Here is a 17,565-nt window from a genome sequence, read left to right as displayed (position 1 = left end):
GGTGGTGCATTCTTTCATTTAGCAGCGGACTCATGAGTGTCTTCTAAAACATTTTCATCAAATTCAAATTGCAAATGGAGGAAATTAAACAATGGACACATCTATGATTACGATTTTGCTCATTGCGGTAGTAGGTATTATCGTATTGAGCGTATTCTTCAGCTTTTTCCCGGTTATGCTCTGGGTTTCGGCGATTGCATCCGGCGTACGCGTAAGTATTATTACACTGGTAGCGATGAGACTGAGACGTGTAACGCCTAGCCGTATTGTTAATCCAATGATTAAAGCAACTAAAGCCGGTCTTAAACTTTCAATGAACCAACTGGAAAGTCACTTCTTGGCCGGTGGTAACGTTGACCGTGTTGTAAACGCTCTGATTGCTGCACAACGTGCCAACATTCCACTCGAATTTGAACGTGCTGCTGCGATTGACCTCGCAGGTCGTGACGTATTACAAGCTGTACAAATGAGCGTTAACCCACGAGTTATCGAAACACCGATTGTCTCTGCGGTAGCCAAAGATGGTATTGAAGTTAAAGTTAGAGCGCGGGTTACGGTTCGTGCCAACATTGACCGTCTCGTCGGTGGTGCTGGTGAAGAAACGATCATCGCCCGTGTTGGTGAAGGTATCGTAAGTACGAACGGTTCCTCCAATTCTCACAAAGACGTTCTGGAAAATCCGGACCTGATTTCACGTACCGTATTGTCCAAAGGTCTGGACGCAGGTACTGCATTTGAAATCCTGTCCATTGATATTGCGGACGTTGATGTAGGTAAAAACATTGGTGCCTTCTTGCAAACAGAGCAAGCAGAAGCTGACAAACGTATCGCTCAAGCAAAAGCGGAAGAGCGTCGTGCAATGGCCGTAGCCCAAGAGCAAGAGATGAAAGCACGCGTAGTGGAAATGAGAGCACGCGTTGTTGAATCCGAATCCCAAGTACCTTTGGCAATGGCTGAGGCACTTCGTAACGGTAAAATCGGTGTGATGGATTATATGAACCTGAAGAACATTGAAGCGGATACTCAAATGCGTAACACATTGGGAAAACCTGGTGAAGGTTCGAATTCCAACGATCAGGGTGATTCCAAAAACGGAAGATAGGCGGTGAGTGCATATGGGCCTATTTGAATGGATTTTTGATAATCTGTATATTGTGGCCGTCATCGGTTTTGCACTCTTCTCCTTCTTGGGGAAAGCTGCCAAATCGGCTGATCCGAACAAAAAGCGTTCTGCCAACGGGATGCCTACATTTGGAGGCAGTGGTGATTCAGGCCGGGATGAACGTTCAAGAGACAATTCATCTCCGCAGCAGTCTTCCGGACCTACAGACCCCCGCTATGATGAACAGTATGACGATCGGTATGATGACGTGCAATATGAGAATCAGTATGATCAGCCGTATTCGGAGCCTGCTGCATCTTCTCGCCCCGCAACTGACTACAGAAGTGAGGGCACGATGAGTGCCATGGAAAATTCACTTGAGGAACAGATGAGAGGTATGGAAGAACAGCAGCGCTTGATTGAAGAACGCTTGAATCGCATCTCTTCTGCGAATCGGCCAGTTGTGTCTGATTCCAGTTGGGATGAGACCAGCACCGATGAATCGGGAGCGTCCCCACTTCGTCCTGCTGATATTCGTACAGGTGTCCTGTGGGCAGAAGTACTGGGTTCCCCTCGTTCCAAACAGCCGTTTGGCACAAGAGGGAAACTGTAAATAATTAAATTGCAGGACGGAAATAAAGCCGTCTCTGGTGAGCATAAAGCCGCCGGAGACGGCTTTTTCTGTGTTCTATCCTTTTTTCTCAACATTCGTCCCTAACACGCCCCGGAATTTTCATAATTTCATGAATCTGCGCATAAGTTGAACTGTAGAGGAAGGGGGAAGACCTTCGAATGACCCGGATCAGCCGCAAGCTGCGCAGATGGACCAGTGAAGTGTTGGATCTGCCGCAGGATGTGCTTTATGATATGCCACGGTTAACCCTGATCGGCAGTAAGCAACTGTATATAGAGAATCATCGCGGTGTCATCCATTTCACGCCGGATCGTATCGTGTTGGCTCTTTCCCAAGGCCAGTTAGAGATCAAAGGAACTGCCTTGGTGATACGTAACATTTTGCCGGATGAAGTAGCTGTTGAAGGAACGATTCTGGATATTCATATGAATGGAGTGGAGGGGAACGGATGAAGCAGCCCAGTCTGTACAAACTGCGGGGAGCAGTCCGAATCACGGTCACTGGGGGAGACATTGAAACATTAATCAACACGGTGGCAGAGCAGGGACTGGAAGTTTGGAACCTGCGTGCTCACGATGGACGCGTGGCAGAGATGAACATTCTGCTGCCGCATTTTTTCAGGTTGCGTCCTGTGTTGAAACGGACAGGCTGCAGGGTGAAAGTAACCCATCGCAGCGGTTTCCCTTTTTTTGCAGCCCGATTATTGCGGAGGAAGTTCTTTCTTGGGGGTATGCTGTTTTTTGTGGCAGCTTTGTTTGCGTTGTCGTCCATGGTATGGAGTGTGGAGGTCAAGGGTAACGTCACCATTCCCACCGACGAGGTGCTTGCAGCAGCGAAGAAAGAGGGCATATATCCTTTGCAATGGGGGTTCCGTCTGCAAAGCCAAGACAAGCTCTCCAGGCAGCTTGCACTCGCTCTGCCGGATGTAACCTGGATTGGCGTGAGCAAAGAAGGGACAACCATTACCATTCAGGTCGTAGAATCGGCGCAACCAAAGCGCGAACCATTGCTGAATCCCAGACATCTGATCAGCAAGTCAGATGCTGTTGTCACTCAAATCTATGCGGAGCAGGGACGCCCTGTTGTTCAGAAGGACATGCGTGTCAAAAAGGGTCAGGTATTGATCTCGGGGATTCTCGGAGATGAGGAGAACACCAAAACCATCGTTGCCAAAGGCGAAGTTCGTGGTCTGGTATGGCGTGAGTATCAGGTAGAGGTTCCGCTGGTGCAAAAACATAATACAATGACAGGTGAGAGCAAAGAACGTTTTTACATGGTGCTGGGGAATTGGGCGATCCAGCTGTGGGGGTACGGAAGTACACCATTCGCTTCATTTGATACCGAGAGTAATCATAAACCATTGACGTGGCGATCCTTTACACTTCCTATGGGTTGGCTGACAGAGAAAGATCTGGAGACCCAAGAGCATGAGCAACAACAGACGATAGAATGGGCCAGAACGAAAGGATTGGAAGGAGCAAGGAACGATATTATCGCCAAAAACGGCAAAGGAACAAAAATTATAAGTGAAAAAATTTTGCATGAGAAGAAAGAGAATGGTAAAGTTTATATGAAAGTCTTATTTGAAGTAGAAGAAAGCATTGCGGAAGAACTTCCGCTAGTCCATAGTCAAGGAGAATGAGGATATTTGTCAGAGCAAACACGCAGCATACAAATCTCCCTCCAGAGTGCGGGAGAGGGCCAATCTCTTTTTGGACCCCAAGATACTTTTCTTAAACTGATTGAATCCGAGATTCCCGCCCAGATTGCATCCCGTGAAGCGGAGATTGTGATTTTTGGCAACGCACAGCAGGTGGAATCGCTTGAACAATTATTTGATGTGTTACTGCAATTGATACGCAATGGATATGTGTTAACCGAGAGAGATGTGAAGTATGCGATTGAACTTGCCAAGGATATGCGGGCAGACCAGCTATTGGATCTGTTCAAGGGCGAGATTACAACGACATACCGAGGTAAACCAATCCGTGTTAAAACCATTGGACAGAAGCACTATGTAACTACAATTAAAAAACGTGATATTGTATTTGGCATTGGTCCTGCCGGTACGGGTAAAACCTACCTTGCTGTTGTACTGGCTGTTGCCGCAATTAAAGAAGGCAGCGTCAAACGCATTGTGCTCACACGGCCTGCTGTTGAAGCAGGAGAGAGTCTTGGGTTTTTGCCAGGTGATCTTCAAGAGAAGGTAGACCCGTATCTGAGACCGCTGTACGATGCCCTATATGACGTTATGGGACAGGAACAGACCGCTAAGGCACTGGAGCGTGGGTTAATCGAAATTGCACCACTTGCCTACATGCGGGGGCGTACCTTGGATGACTCGTTCATCATTCTCGATGAAGCACAGAACACAACGCCGGAACAGATGAAGATGTTTCTGACCCGTCTTGGTTTTGGCTCCAAAATGGTCATCACCGGAGACGTGACACAGATTGATTTACCGCGTGGTAAGAAATCCGGGCTTGTGGAAGCGAATACGATCTTGAATGAAGTTAACGAGATTGGATTTGTCTATTTTGCCGAGCAAGATGTTGTACGGCATTCCCTTGTCCAGAAAATTATCGTGGCTTACAACCACGCCGCAGAAAATCAAGCATAGAAAGGGATTGTCTAAAGTGACCTCGAAGGAACCGTCAAAAGGCAAATCTTTTCAGAATAAGGCTACAGGATGGAAGTATAGCGTGTGGGCACGCTATCTTCTGTTTTTGTTTCTGGTGATTCTTTTCTACGTGAGTCTGGCTTCTAAGCTGCTCCCTGAGCGGTATGATATTCAGGAAGGTACACGGAGTGAAGTGGATATTGCTGCGCCCATGCAGATTCCGAATAACAAGGCCACACTCAAAGCACAGGAAGAGGCTGCTGAACGGGTACAGCCGATATTTCAGATTGTCCAGTTGCGAAACGAAAATTTGATGACTACCCTGCTTGATCGTGTAGATCGATTGAATCAGGATGATCAGATTTCAAGTCAGGACAAGATTGATATATATCGGGATGAAATTCCGCAGCGCCAGAAGGACTTTGTGACCAACTATATCAATAATAATCGGAAAGCAGGTACATACTCCGAGACTCTTTTGGAAGAGATCAGAAATGTGGTACAGGAGCAAAGCTACCGTATTCCCGAAGAAACTTACATCAAAATCTCACGTCTGACATCGGATGATATTCAGGAGATGAAACCGGTTGCGAGGGATATTGTTGCTCGGTTAATGACGGATCAGATCAGCGATGCAACCACTGCCCGTGCCAAAGTAGCCGAGATGGTGAGTGTCAGCTCTCTTGGTAAGCGAACGCAACGTGAGGTCGTGCAAGAGCTTGCTCGCCTCGTGGTGACCGCTAATCGTTTCTACGATGAAGAGGGAACCAAGGAAGCGAAAGTTCAGGCGCGTGAGAACACGCAAACCGTCTTTATCAAGCAAGGGGACACATTAGTTGCCAAGGGTGAGATGATCACCCCGGAGATGTATACTTTGCTGGATGAGAATGATCTGCTGAAAAATGAAGTGAACTACTGGCCGCAGCTTGGACTTCTTATGTTTTCCTGCCTGTTGTCGGCAGCCATTCTGATGTATATTCAGCAAGGCAGCGGTACGCATTTCAAATATAATAATGCGCAGCTGTTGATGCTTGTTCTCATTTTTATTATTACGATTGTAGTTATGCATGTGACGGCGATTATCCAAACCAATGAGCGGTCTTATGTGGGCTTCCTTGCACCTGTTGCGGTAGGAGCGATGTTAATTGCCTTGTTACTGGATACGTCGCTTGCCTTTGTATGTTCGATATTGATCGGTATGTTGTCCAGCATTATTTTGAATACGCATCAGGGTCAACTTTTTGACTTCGAACTAGGTTTCTTTGCTGTATTGGTTTCATTTGTTGCGATATTCGCAACTCATAAGGCTAGCCAGCGATCCACGATCCTGAAAGGAGCCATTATGGTCTGTCTGTTCGGGTCCATAGCCGTCTTCACCTTGGCTTTGATTGACTCGGGCGATTGGAATCGAACAACGACACTGTATGGCGTTGGGTTTGCATTCGCTGGTGGCGTACTGACTGCGATTCTGGTTATTGGGCTGATGCCATTTTTTGAAACTTCATTTGGCATTTTGTCAGCGCTCAAACTGGTAGAACTATCTAATCCGAACCATCCGCTTCTACGCAAGTTGCTGACGGAGACACCGGGTACCTATCATCATAGTGTTATGGTAGGGAATCTGTCTGAAGCAGCAGCAGAAGCCATAGGAGCTAACGGATTGCTCTGCCGAGTGGGTTCGTATTATCATGATATTGGCAAGACGAAGCGGCCCATCTATTTTATTGAGAATCAGAATAATATGGAGAATCCGCATGATTCAATTGATCCGAAACTGAGCAAATCCATTATCGTTGCCCATGCGCGCGATGGGGTAGAAATGCAGAAGGATTATAAGCTGCCCAGACCTATTCGGGATATTGCGGAACAGCATCACGGCACGACATTTCTCCACTATTTCTATCACAAAGCACTGCGCCAGGCGGAAGAAGCAGGCGTTGAGCCTGATTTCACGGAAGAAGATTTCCGTTACCCTGGGCCGAAGGCTCAGTCCAAGGAATCGGCTATTGTTGGCATTGCTGATAGTGTAGAGGCTGCTGTGAGATCTTTGCGCAAACCGACAGTGGAACAAGTGGAGTCCATGATTGAGAAGATTATTAAAGGACGATTGGACGATCATCAATTCAATGATTGTGACCTTACGATGCGTGAACTGGATATCGTCGCCAGAACATTGAAGGAAACGGTGATGGGTATCTTCCACTCCAGGATAGAATATCCGGAGGAGATCAAGAAACCAAAGCCAACTTCACCCGAAGCGGGCTAATTCAATAATAGTTCGTGTTCAAAAAGGTTGGTTTTCAGTACCGAGAAGATGGGATGAAGTTAGAAATGGAGTAGCGGAGCGTAGGGAAAACTACGTGAGCAACGGACATTTCGGCTGAATTCCATATTCGATGCTGATGATGCCCTTAGGTATCATTCGTAATCAAAAGCGGGCTTTTTGAACAACCTCTAATATTAGTAGACAGGAGTTATGAAAGAATGAGTCTTAATCTGGCATGGAATAATGAACAACAGGACAAAGAAATTACAGAACCGATGATTGCAATGCTGGAACAGTTGCTGAATCTTGCCGGAGAAGCGGAAGGTGTTGCAGACGGGGAAGTGGCTCTGACTTTTGTGAATGATGAGCAGATTCATGAGTTGAACCGTGATTATCGCGGCATTGACCGTCCTACGGATGTACTGTCTTTTGCGATGAACGAGACGGTGGATGAAGAGCTCGATATTATCTATGAGCTTGACGAAGATGAAGAAATGGAAGAAATGCCGGATGTTCTTGGAGACATCATCATTTCCGTACCACGGACCACCCTGCAAAGTGAAGAGTATGGACACTCATTTGAACGTGAACTTGGTTTTCTGTTTGTCCATGGTTTCTTGCATCTGCTTGGATACGACCATCAGGATGAAGCCAGCGAGGCTGAAATGATGGGTAAACAAGAAGCGGTATTGGCCCAGGCCGGGTTGACACGATAATGAAAAGACGCTCCTGGGGTCTGGTATTCCGCAATGCTGCGGAAGGAATCGCATATGGGTTGCGGACTCAGCGTAATGTGAGAGTTCACACGGGAGTGGCTATTTTGATGTGTGTAGCCGGCTTTTTTTTCAGAATCTCAAGAACGGATTGGATGTTTGTGCTGACCGCTGTCTTTTTGGTCCTGGTGACTGAATTAATGAACACGGCTGTAGAGGCGGCAGTTGATTTGGCACACCCCCATATCCATCCGCTGGCAAAAGCGGCAAAGGATACCGCGGCCGGTGCAGTTTTGCTGGCTGCGGTATTCGCCGTCATCATCGGTTGCATCGTCTTCACTAAGCCGGTGATGAACTGGCTGGGTTTGTACTGATTTTGTTTTGTTTTGATTCGTTTTGATTCGTTTTGATTTGGTTTTAATACTACACACTAATATAAATTTACTTGATGCAAACACGATAACGGAGAGGTCAGAAAAAACCTGAAGAAACGGAGTGTGCGCCTTTATCCCCGGATTTTACCTTATTAAAAGGGATCAAAAAAATCTGGGGATAACAGCGCTCGGAAGGTTGTTCTGACAGCGAAGTGTCCAGTGTAAATGCACTAGTTTGATTTTATATTGCACCCTAAGGGAGAGAATATGAATGGATAACAGTTTGTTAATGCAAGAAGCAATTAAGGCACGTACGAAGGCGTATACGCCTTACTCCCATTTTGGTGTAGGCGCGGCTTTGCTTGACAGCGAAGGTCATGTGCATCATGGTTGTAATATTGAGAATGCTGCGTATACACCAGGTAATTGTGCTGAGCGTACGGCGATGTTCAGTGCCATTGCAGGTGGGCAGAAGCCTCGCAGCTTCACAGCGATTGCCATTGTGGGAGACACGGATGGTCCGATTGCTCCGTGTGGCGTATGTCGTCAGGTCATGTACGAACTGTGTGAACCTGATATGAAAGTCATCTTGGGGAACTTGAAAGGTGATCTGCAAGAGACCACCGTTGCTGAACTGTTACCTTGGGCATTTGGGCCTTCTGATCTGAATTCTGCCAAAAAATAAACCAATATTCCAGGCCTAGGCGCCTGAGGAGGAACATATGAAAAAACAAGCATTTAAATCCGGTTTTGTAGCCATTATTGGACGTCCAAACGTAGGTAAATCCACACTGATGAACCAAGTGATCGGACAGAAGATTGCGATTATGTCGGACAAGCCACAAACCACACGTAATAAAATTCATGGGGTGTATACATCCGAACATCAGCAAATCGTATTCCTGGACACACCGGGTATTCACAAACGTCAATCCAAACTTGGCGATTACATGAATCAGACTGCTCTGAATACGCTCGGAGAAGTAGAAGCAGCACTGTTCCTGATCGACGCTTCGGAAGGCTTGGGTGGCGGTGACCGTTATATTGCGGAACAGTTGAAAAATATCCGTACACCTGTCATTCTTGTCATGAATAAAATTGACAAAATTGAGCCGGAAGCACTGCTGCCACTCATTGAGACGTATCGCAAGCTTCACGATTTCGCTGAAATCGTTCCTGTCTCTGCCATGCTTGGCAGCAATGTCAGCACGTTGCTGGAACAGCTCGGCAAGTATTTGCCAGAAGGTCCACAGTACTATCCTGATGACCAGGTTACTGACCATCCGGAGCAGTTTGTATGTGCCGAGTTGATTCGTGAGAAAATTCTGCAAATGACTCGTGAAGAAGTGCCTCACTCCATTGCTGTAACGATCGAAGATATGAAAGTGCAGGATAATGGTGTCGTTTATATCTCAGCTGTCATTTTTGTGGAACGGGATTCCCAAAAAGGGATCATTATCGGGAAGCAAGGTGCCCTTCTGAAAGAAGTAGGTAAACGAGCTCGACACGACATTCAGAACTTGCTCGGCTCCAAAATTTTCATGGACCTGTGGGTTAAAGTGAAAAAAGATTGGAGAAATCAGGATAGAGTTCTGCGTGACCTTGGCTTTGGCCGTGACTGATCGTCGGAATTGTATCCAGTAATTGCAACACATAGTTTACCTTGCAAGACTCCATCCTATTTGGTAGATGCAGACGTCATTTCCGAAGAGAGGATGAAATTCCGATGCGAGATTTTTCGTGGAAGGTTTTTGCGATGACGGGGGATGTGGAGTCCTATTTGTTATATACCGAGGCGTGTAACTCGTTAGGACAGGAGTCGGATAATGCAAGGGAAGTGATTGAAGATGAAGAAGCCGAAGGATAACTGGCTGATTCGGGAATGGTTAGGTGACGAGGCATGCTATACAGGGTGGAAGGGATTGTCATCCGCAGCATGGACTACGGCGAAGGGAACAAAATCATTACGCTTTGCACCGAAAGCGGCGGGAAAGTAGGGGTACTCGTCCGCGGTGCCAAAAAGCCCAAGAGCCGACATGCTGCACTGGTGCAGCCGTTTACGTATGGTCAATATGTATATTTTCGCAATACAGGTCTAGGCACACTGAACGCTGGAGAAATTGTTGAATCCTATCATGAGTTGCGTGAAGATCTGATCAAGGCCTCTTATGCCTCTTATGCGTGTGAGCTATTGGATCGGGTGCTTCAGGATGAAGAGACAGGTACATTTTGGTTCAAACAGTTAAAGGCGTGTTTGCAGGCGCTGAAGGAAGAGAAAGATCCGGTTGTTATTACAAGTCTGTACGAAATGAAAATATTACAGGCATCCGGATATGGTCCACAGTTCGATGAGTGTATCTCCTGCAATCAGGAGCGACCAGATGAGCAGTTGTTTATAAGTCCCAGACTTGGTGGCGTCTTGTGTCGAGCATGCAAACATTTTGATCCTCCAGCGATGTCAGTTAGTCCAAAGGCTCTGAAGTTGTTGCGTTTGTTCGCACAGTTGGATCTGCAGCGCTTGGGGAATATATCAGTGAGTGAGTCTACCCGTGATGAGATCAAAAAGTTGATGCGTGCTTTCATGGATCATCAGCTCGGTCTGAATCTTAAATCCCGTTCTTTCCTCGATCAGATGGAGAAGTACGGGATTTGAGGCGTTTTGGTGGAAGTGAAACTATATCTTGACTTCATACTAGATTTTATATATTATGAAATATAATTTCTCTTTATGAGACATGCATTGAACGAGAAAGTAAAAGACTGGATTTATTGCATTTATGGAGACAAGTCGTTGTATAACACTTGCGAATCATGAATGAGCGAGCCGGGGATGGTGGGAGCCTGGCTGAATCGGTTTTTGAAACGGCACTCGGGAGCATGAATGGACACGGAAAAGTGGGCTGGAACGAACAGGATCATCTTGTTTGATCTAAGCCAAGTAGGGTGGAACCGCGGGAATAGCTCTCGTCCCTACGTCTGTACAACAGGCGTAGGACGGGGGCTATTTATTGTTGTCTTCACCGTCCTAAGCTTGCTAACAAACCATTGAAAAGGAGCATGATTATGAATTTTCAGCAGATGATTCTAACGCTGCAACAATTCTGGGCCGAGCATAACTGTATTATTGTCCAGCCATACGATACGGAAAAAGGGGCAGGTACGATGAACCCGATGACCTTTTTACGCTCGCTTGGACCCGAACCTTGGAAAGTGGCCTATGTGGAGCCTTCCCGTCGTCCTTCGGACGGACGTTATGGTGAGAACCCTAACCGGCTGTACCAGCATCATCAGTTCCAGGTAATCATCAAACCTTCTCCGGACAATATTCAGGAAATTTACCTGGAAAGTCTAAAGCGTCTGGGCATTGATCCGCTCAAACATGATATTCGGTTTGTTGAAGATAACTGGGAGAATCCTTCCCTTGGTTGTGCAGGTCTTGGTTGGGAAGTATGGTTGGACGGGATGGAAATTACGCAATTTACGTATTTCCAACAGGTTGGTGGAATCGAGACAAATCCGGTAGCTGTTGAAATTACGTACGGTATGGAGCGTTTGGCTTCTTACATTCAGGATAAAGAGAATGTGTTTGATCTGGAATGGGTGGAAGGTATCACTTATGGTGATGTATTCCGTCAGCCAGAATTCGAACACTCTAAATATACGTTTGAAGTATCTGATGTCAAAATGCTGTTTACACTCTTCAACATGCATGAAGAAGAAGCAAACAAGGCCATGGCGCAGCATCTGGTATTCCCGGCATATGACTATGTGCTGAAATGTTCCCACACGTTCAATCTGTTGGATGCACGTGGAGCCATCAGTGTAACGGAACGTACGGGTTACATCACACGTGTTCGTAATCTGGCTCGCCAAGTCGCTGCTACATATATGGAAGAGCGTGAGAAGCTAGGCTTCCCGCTGATCAAGAAAGGGGGAGCCGAGCATGTCTAAGGATCTGTTGTTTGAAATCGGGCTGGAAGAAGTACCTGCACGCTTTATGCGCGCAGCAATCGCACAGCTGCAAGAGCGTGTCGTGAAATGGCTTGACGCATCCCGCATTGCTTATGGTGAAGTGAATGCATATGCTACACCGCGCCGTCTGGCTGTTTTGATTCAGAATGTGGCTGAAAAGCAGGAAGATATCGAGGAAGAAGTGAAAGGTCCTTCACGCAAAATTGCCCTGGACGACAGTGGCAATTGGAGCAAGGCTGCACTCGGATTCGCCCGCAGTCAAGGTGTTGAACCGGACCAGTTCACGTTCAAGGAACTGAACGGTGTCGAATATATCTATGCAACGAAGAGCAGCAAAGGTGTGGAGACGGCTTCTGTAGTTGGCGAAGGATTACTTTCTGTATTACATGCCATGACGTTCCCAAAATTCATGCGTTGGGCTTCCTATGATTTCAAATTTGTACGTCCAATCCGCTGGATTGTGGCTATGCTCGGCAGTGATGTTATCGATCTGGAAGTGACAGGTGTTAAGTCGGGTAATGTAACTCGCGGACATCGTTTCCTCGGTAAGGAAGCTGTGATCTCCACTCCGTCTTCATACGTGGAAGTGTTGCGTTCCGAACATGTCATTGCTGATATCCAAGAACGTGAACAGATGATTGTATCCCAGATTCAGGCACTGGCTGCGGAGAAAAAATGGGATATTGCGATTAAGGAAGACTTGCTGGAGGAAGTTCTGTTCCTGGTGGAAACACCTACCGTATTGTTCGGGACATTTGACTCCTCATTCTTGAATATTCCACAAGAAGTATTGATTACTTCCATGCGTGAGCATCAGCGTTATTTCCCTGTACTGGACAGTGAAGGACAATTGTTGCCATTCTTCGTGACGGTACGTAACGGTGGAAGTGATTCACTGGACGTTATTGCCAGAGGGAATGAAAAAGTTCTGCGTGCACGTCTGTCTGATGCCAAGTTCTTCTATGAGGAAGATCAGAAGCTACAGATTAAGGATGCATTGTCGAAGCTGGAAAGTATCGTCTTCCAGGAAGAATTAGGAACGGTTGGAGATAAAGTGCGTCGTATTCGCAAGATTGCCGATGGACTTGCTGCCAAACTACAAGTATCCGGTGATGTTGCTGAATCCGTTAGCCGTTCAGCAGATATCTGCAAATTCGATCTGGTGACACTGATGGTGGGAGAATTCCCGGAACTGCAAGGTGTGATGGGTGAGGATTACGCTCGTAAAGCTGGCGAAAAAGAAGAGGTGTCCAAAGCGGTATTTGAACACTATCAGCCACGTTTCGCTGGAGATCAATCCCCTGCTTCTCTTGTCGGTGCCATTGTGAGTGCTGCGGACAAAATGGATACAATCGTGGGTTGTTTCTCCATCAACATTATTCCAACGGGTTCTCAGGATCCGTATGCGCTGCGCCGTCAGGCTGCAGGTATTGTACAGATTTTGCTGGATCACAAGCTTCCGCTGACATTGTCTGACGTGTTTGGAGTAGCACTTCAAGTACATGCCCAGATGAACCTGTTGAAACGTGCAGATGAAGAGGTTCGTAAAGATCTGCAAGACTTCTTTGGTCTTCGTGTGAAAAAATTGTTGTCCGAAACAGTTCGCTACGACGTAGTGGATGCCGTAATTTCTTCCGGATTCGATGATATCAGCGCTGTGGTTCCAAAAGGTGAAGCGTTGATGGCGGCTGTTCTGACAGGAGACGCATTCAAAACAACGGTTGAATCATTCAACCGTGTGGGCAATCTGGCTGCCAAAGCATCCAATGCTTCCGTACATCCAGAACTGTTCACAGAAGATGGAGAACGTCAGCTCCATGAGGCATGGAGCAAAACGAATGCAGAATATCGTCAGGCGTTGACTCAGCATCATGCTGCTGAAGCACTGGCTATTGCATCTGCCTGGAAGGATGGTATTACCTCGTTCTTCGATTCGGTCATGGTTATGGCCGAAGATGAGGCTGTTCGGGCGAATCGACTTGCCTTGCTCGCGGCTATTGATCGTGACTTGAAAGGATTTGCTGATTTTTCCAAGTTGGTTTGGTAATTGGGCGGATTTCATGAGTCGTTTTTCACAGACTTGGCGCAAAGCTAAAATTCAGTATTAAAGAAGGATATATGAGGGTATAAATATACGGAACGGGTTGTGAAATGTATTTTTGACAACCGCTCCGTATTTTAGCCTTTGATTTCCCTCGTTCCGGCAGAAGGATTTTGCCTGGCCGGGGTCGTATATAACAATATGCAGCTATTTTATGAAACCGGGTGGTCTGGGTTTGAGTGAGTTAAATATACGCCACATTGTTGTGGATGGTGATGCTTGCCCGGTCAAAACCGAGATTGCGCAAACCGCTCGCCTTTTCAACATCCCCGTATTGTTAGTCTCTTCATTTGATCATTTGCTTCAAGGAGGAGAAGGGGTACGAACCGTGCAAGTGGATCGCAGTGATCAGAGCGCAGACCTGTATATTGCTAATCATATTAAGCCATATGATGTGGTTATCACTCAGGACTATGGACTTGCGGCACTTGCGCTTGGCAAACGTTGTTATGTTTTGTCCTTTCGTGGTCGTGAGTTTAACGATCGTGACATTGATTTCATGTTGGATTCTCGTCATACTGCGGCCAAAGCACGAAAAAGAGGCCATTACGGGAAAGGCCCAAAGCCTTTCACAGAGCAGGATCGAGAAATGTTTCAACATAAACTGACAAAACTTTTAAAAGATTTGCAGGAGAATGTGTAAGTTTATCGAATTATATTTACGTGTTGAAGAGATGAAGGTGGCCAGAGATGAGTACCGGACAAGGCGGTATACCCGAAAGTATTATTGAATCGGTGTTACAGCAGAATGATATTGTCGATACGGTGAGCCGATTTGTGCATCTGACCAAACAGGGGAAGTATATGAAAGGCCTCTGTCCTTTTCATTCCGAGAAGACGCCTTCGTTCACCGTTACACCTGAGAAACAAATTTTCTACTGCTACGGTTGCGGCACGGGTGGAAATGCCATCAAATTCAGGATGGAAATCGAAGGGTTATCCTTTCCCGAGGCTGTCAAAACGATGGCGGAAGAAAGTCACATCTCTATGGGGGACTGGCAAGGGCGTGAATCTGCTCATGTGAATCCGGAGACGGAACGTCTGTTGGAGGCTTATGAGCTTACCGCGAAGCTGTATCATTTTTTGTTGAAAAATACAGAGCACGGCAAGTCAGCCATGGAGTATTTACGCTCAAGAGGTTTTGGCGACAAGTTAATCGACCAGTTCCAGATTGGTTTTGCACCAAATCGTTGGGACACACTGGTACAATTTCTTGAGAAACGTAACTATCCGCTCGAAGAGATGGAAAAGGGTGGACTTCTGTCACCGCGAAATGAAGGTCAGGGATATGTGGATCGATTCCGAGACCGGATTATGTTCCCGATTAATGGCAGGAGCGGTAAGCCGATTGCATTTGCAGGACGCATATTGGGAGATGGGCAACCGAAGTATCTAAATTCACCGGAAACCCGGTTATTTAACAAAAGCCGTGTTCTCTATAATCTGCATCATGCCAAAAATGCAATTCGCAAACAAAGACAAGCCATTTTGTTCGAGGGATATGGTGATGTCATCTCCGCATGGGATCAGGATATCCAGAATGGTGTAGCAGCAATGGGTACTGCGTTAACCGAGAATCAGGCACTAATGCTCAAAGGGATGTGCGACGAAGTCATCATATGTTATGACGGCGACAAAGCAGGTCAGGCTGCTGCACTCAAAAACTTCCCTATTCTTGAGGAAGCTGGATTGCAGGTCAAAGTGGCTCTCATTCCTGAGGGACTTGACCCGGATGATTTTATCCGGAAGCATGGTGGTGAACGGTTCCGAAACCAGATTGTGGACGGCGCCGTGACAACTACAAAATTTAAACTTATAAACTTAAAAAAAAGCCATATACTGCTAGAGGGTGGCGGACAAATCGCCTATTCGAAAGAAGCAGTAAAGTTGATTGCACCCTTACCTTCTCCAACAGAAAGGGAAGTGTATCTTCGTGAACTGGCTGCAGAAGTGGACGTATCCTTCGAAACATTGAAGCAGGAGTGTAATGAAGAACGGGAGGCGATGAAAAATAACCTCCAGTTTGGGGATAATAACCCGAAAAGGTGGAATAATGGTAGGCAACAAAATAGGCAGGTGCCTACACCCAATCTGTTGCCGGCTTACCACGCAGCTGAACGCAAACTGATCGCCTGGATGTTGCAGGATGATGAGGCTGCCCAGTACGTGAATGAGCATCTTGGTGAAGCTTTTAACTTGGATGATCATGCAGCTATTGCTGCTTATCTATATGCCTACTATGCGCAAGGCAAACCGTCGGATACAAGCCGTTTTATGTCTTCACTGCATGACGATCGCCTGGAAAAAACGGTCAGTTCAATCTCGATGATGGATGGTCCAGGTGAATGGAGTATTCAAATGCTCGATGATTGCATCAGGGAAGTGCTGAAGCATCCGCGTAAGAAAGAGTACGATTTGAAAAAAGAAGAAATGATTGCTGCAGAGCGGGCAGGTGATTCTGTACGCGCGGCACAGATTGCAATTGAAATGATTGCCCTAGAGAGACAGTGAACGTCTGATGATTAGATGTTTCTAGGGAGGAGGGAGTCGAATTATGGCGAATGATCAGCATACTGAACTAGAAACAGAATTGACACTGGATCAGGTTAAAGATCAATTGATTGAATCAGGTAAAAAAAGAGCTTCGCTGAATTACAAGGAAATTATAGAGAAACTCTCTCCTTTTGAGCAGGATGCAGAGCAAATGGATGAGTTCTATGAGCAACTGAGCGATCTGGGTATCGATGTAGTGAATGAAAACAATGAAGAGGTTACACTTCGTCCTAGTGAAGATTCCGAGAACAACACCAGAGAGGGAGAGGACGAATTCCACTTTGATGATGATCTGAGCTTGCCGCCAGGTATCAAAATCAATGACCCTGTCCGTATGTACCTCAAGGAAATTGGTCGTGTGCCACTGTTGTCCGCAGATGATGAAGTACAACTGGCTAAACGGATTGAGAACGGGGATGAAGAAGCCAAGCGTCGTCTGGCTGAAGCTAACTTACGGCTCGTTGTCAGTATCGCCAAGCGTTACGTTGGACGTGGAATGTTGTTCCTTGATTTGATTCAGGAAGGTAATATGGGTCTGATCAAAGCGGTTGAGAAGTTCGACCACAAAAAAGGATACAAGTTCAGTACGTATGCAACATGGTGGATCCGCCAAGCGATCACTCGTGCTATTGCTGACCAGGCGCGTACAATTCGTATCCCTGTGCACATGGTGGAGACGATTAATAAGCTGATCCGGGTATCCCGTCAGCTGTTGCAGGAACTTGGGCGTGAACCGACACCAGAAGAAATCGCTGCTGAGATGGATCTGAGTGTAGAGAAAGTTCGTGAAATTACGAAGATTGCACAGGAACCGGTTTCTCTGGAAACACCAATTGGTGAGGAAGATGATTCCCATCTGGGTGACTTCATTGAGGATCAGGAAGCACTTGCTCCGGCGGATGCTGCTGCGTATGAGTTGCTGAAAGAACAGCTCGAAGATGTATTGGATACATTGACTGAACGTGAAGAGAACGTGCTTCGTCTACGTTTTGGTCTGGACGATGGACGGACGAGAACGCTGGAGGAAGTCGGCAAGGTATTTGGTGTTACGCGTGAGCGTATTCGTCAGATCGAAGCCAAGGCTCTTCGTAAGTTGCGTCACCCGAGTCGTAGTAAACGGCTCAAGGATTTCCTCGAATAATCGAACTATGGGAGACTTTCCGCAAGACGCTTTAGCGGCGGCGGGGTCTCCTTTATTTTTAATTTAAACGTCTTGATTTCTTGGTTTTG

General features: G+C 46.6%; 17 protein-coding genes. All 17 read left to right on the top strand.

Features of this window, described 5'->3' with window-relative positions; all coding sequences use genetic code 11:
- Positions 1-91 precede the first annotated feature (91 nt).
- Positions 92-1,102, top strand: coding sequence for a flotillin-like protein FloA (floA, locus tag MHI12_RS21250; protein WP_036615045.1), 1,011 nt, complete (start codon positions 92-94; stop codon positions 1,100-1,102).
- Positions 1,103-1,115: 13 nt separating this feature from the next.
- Positions 1,116-1,715, top strand: a complete 600-nt coding sequence (locus MHI12_RS21245) for a hypothetical protein (RefSeq protein ID WP_405170234.1) — start codon at positions 1,116-1,118, stop codon at positions 1,713-1,715.
- Between the two features lie 179 nt (positions 1,716-1,894).
- A complete protein-coding gene (yqfC, locus tag MHI12_RS21240; RefSeq protein WP_017687241.1) occupies positions 1,895-2,188 on the top strand; it encodes a sporulation protein YqfC in 294 nt (97 codons plus the stop codon).
- Positions 2,185-3,378 carry a sporulation protein YqfD gene (gene yqfD / locus MHI12_RS21235; protein ID WP_405170233.1) on the top strand — a complete coding sequence of 398 codons (1,194 nt, stop codon included), beginning with the start codon at positions 2,185-2,187 and terminating at the stop codon, positions 3,376-3,378. The genes yqfC and yqfD overlap by 4 nt, the downstream gene beginning before the upstream one ends.
- A gap of 6 nt (positions 3,379-3,384) precedes the next feature.
- Positions 3,385-4,356, top strand: a complete 972-nt coding sequence (locus MHI12_RS21230) for a PhoH family protein (protein WP_017687243.1) — start codon at positions 3,385-3,387, stop codon at positions 4,354-4,356.
- 16 nt (positions 4,357-4,372) lie between these two features.
- Positions 4,373-6,622 (top strand): HD family phosphohydrolase, encoded by a 2,250-nt coding sequence (locus MHI12_RS21225; RefSeq protein WP_036674803.1) that lies wholly within the window; start codon positions 4,373-4,375, stop codon positions 6,620-6,622.
- Positions 6,623-6,840: 218 nt separating this feature from the next.
- Positions 6,841-7,338, top strand: a complete 498-nt coding sequence (gene ybeY / locus MHI12_RS21220) for an rRNA maturation RNase YbeY (RefSeq protein ID WP_405170232.1) — start codon at positions 6,841-6,843, stop codon at positions 7,336-7,338.
- Complete coding sequence (locus MHI12_RS21215; protein WP_405170231.1) at positions 7,338-7,709, top strand: diacylglycerol kinase family protein; 372 nt, start codon at positions 7,338-7,340, stop codon at positions 7,707-7,709. Before ybeY ends, MHI12_RS21215 begins: the two co-directional genes overlap by 1 nt.
- A gap of 271 nt (positions 7,710-7,980) precedes the next feature.
- Positions 7,981-8,394 carry a cytidine deaminase gene (locus MHI12_RS21210; RefSeq protein ID WP_074095878.1) on the top strand — a complete coding sequence of 138 codons (414 nt, stop codon included), beginning with the start codon at positions 7,981-7,983 and terminating at the stop codon, positions 8,392-8,394.
- A 37-nt stretch (positions 8,395-8,431) separates the two neighbouring features.
- Positions 8,432-9,331, top strand: a complete 900-nt coding sequence (gene era / locus MHI12_RS21205) for a GTPase Era (protein WP_047843779.1) — start codon at positions 8,432-8,434, stop codon at positions 9,329-9,331.
- Between the two features lie 104 nt (positions 9,332-9,435).
- A complete protein-coding gene (locus MHI12_RS21200; RefSeq protein ID WP_074095877.1) occupies positions 9,436-9,576 on the top strand; it encodes a YqzL family protein in 141 nt (46 codons plus the stop codon).
- 33 nt (positions 9,577-9,609) lie between these two features.
- Positions 9,610-10,362, top strand: coding sequence for a DNA repair protein RecO (gene recO, locus MHI12_RS21195; RefSeq protein WP_405170230.1), 753 nt, complete (start codon positions 9,610-9,612; stop codon positions 10,360-10,362).
- A gap of 410 nt (positions 10,363-10,772) precedes the next feature.
- The gene (glyQ, locus tag MHI12_RS21190; RefSeq protein WP_017687252.1) at positions 10,773-11,660 is read left to right on the top strand and encodes a glycine--tRNA ligase subunit alpha; all 888 of its coding nucleotides are present in this window, start codon (positions 10,773-10,775) and stop codon (positions 11,658-11,660) included.
- A complete protein-coding gene (gene glyS / locus MHI12_RS21185) occupies positions 11,653-13,728 on the top strand; it encodes a glycine--tRNA ligase subunit beta (protein WP_340913932.1) in 2,076 nt (691 codons plus the stop codon). The genes glyQ and glyS overlap by 8 nt, the downstream gene beginning before the upstream one ends.
- A gap of 229 nt (positions 13,729-13,957) precedes the next feature.
- The gene (locus MHI12_RS21180; RefSeq protein WP_017687254.1) at positions 13,958-14,425 is read left to right on the top strand and encodes a YaiI/YqxD family protein; all 468 of its coding nucleotides are present in this window, start codon (positions 13,958-13,960) and stop codon (positions 14,423-14,425) included.
- 47 nt (positions 14,426-14,472) lie between these two features.
- A complete protein-coding gene (gene dnaG, locus MHI12_RS21175) occupies positions 14,473-16,293 on the top strand; it encodes a DNA primase (RefSeq protein WP_340913934.1) in 1,821 nt (606 codons plus the stop codon).
- Between the two features lie 43 nt (positions 16,294-16,336).
- Positions 16,337-17,476: an RNA polymerase sigma factor RpoD gene (rpoD, locus tag MHI12_RS21170; RefSeq protein ID WP_017687256.1), complete on the top strand. Its 1,140-nt coding sequence runs from the start codon at positions 16,337-16,339 to the stop codon at positions 17,474-17,476.
- Positions 17,477-17,565 lie beyond the last annotated feature (89 nt).

The sequence above is a fragment of the Paenibacillus sp. FSL H8-0280 genome, from assembly GCF_045040665.1.
In the GTDB taxonomy this organism is placed as follows: domain Bacteria; phylum Bacillota; class Bacilli; order Paenibacillales; family Paenibacillaceae; genus Paenibacillus; species Paenibacillus xylanexedens_A.
The sequence above is the reverse complement of the archived record's forward strand: the minus strand, read 5'-3'. Positions and strand labels throughout refer to the sequence as shown.

Coding starts and splice junctions, on each gene's coding strand:
- floA (WP_036615045.1), top strand. CDS start 92: ATGGACACATCTATGATTACGATTTTGCTCATTGCGGTAGTAGGTATT.
- MHI12_RS21245 (WP_405170234.1), top strand. CDS start 1,116: ATGGGCCTATTTGAATGGATTTTTGATAATCTGTATATTGTGGCCGTC.
- yqfC (WP_017687241.1), top strand. CDS start 1,895: ATGACCCGGATCAGCCGCAAGCTGCGCAGATGGACCAGTGAAGTGTTG.
- yqfD (WP_405170233.1), top strand. CDS start 2,185: ATGAAGCAGCCCAGTCTGTACAAACTGCGGGGAGCAGTCCGAATCACG.
- ybeY (WP_405170232.1), top strand. CDS start 6,841: ATGAGTCTTAATCTGGCATGGAATAATGAACAACAGGACAAAGAAATT.
- MHI12_RS21215 (WP_405170231.1), top strand. CDS start 7,338: ATGAAAAGACGCTCCTGGGGTCTGGTATTCCGCAATGCTGCGGAAGGA.
- MHI12_RS21210 (WP_074095878.1), top strand. CDS start 7,981: ATGGATAACAGTTTGTTAATGCAAGAAGCAATTAAGGCACGTACGAAG.
- era (WP_047843779.1), top strand. CDS start 8,432: ATGAAAAAACAAGCATTTAAATCCGGTTTTGTAGCCATTATTGGACGT.
- MHI12_RS21200 (WP_074095877.1), top strand. CDS start 9,436: ATGCGAGATTTTTCGTGGAAGGTTTTTGCGATGACGGGGGATGTGGAG.
- recO (WP_405170230.1), top strand. CDS start 9,610: ATGCTATACAGGGTGGAAGGGATTGTCATCCGCAGCATGGACTACGGC.
- glyQ (WP_017687252.1), top strand. CDS start 10,773: ATGAATTTTCAGCAGATGATTCTAACGCTGCAACAATTCTGGGCCGAG.
- glyS (WP_340913932.1), top strand. CDS start 11,653: ATGTCTAAGGATCTGTTGTTTGAAATCGGGCTGGAAGAAGTACCTGCA.
- dnaG (WP_340913934.1), top strand. CDS start 14,473: ATGAGTACCGGACAAGGCGGTATACCCGAAAGTATTATTGAATCGGTG.
- rpoD (WP_017687256.1), top strand. CDS start 16,337: ATGGCGAATGATCAGCATACTGAACTAGAAACAGAATTGACACTGGAT.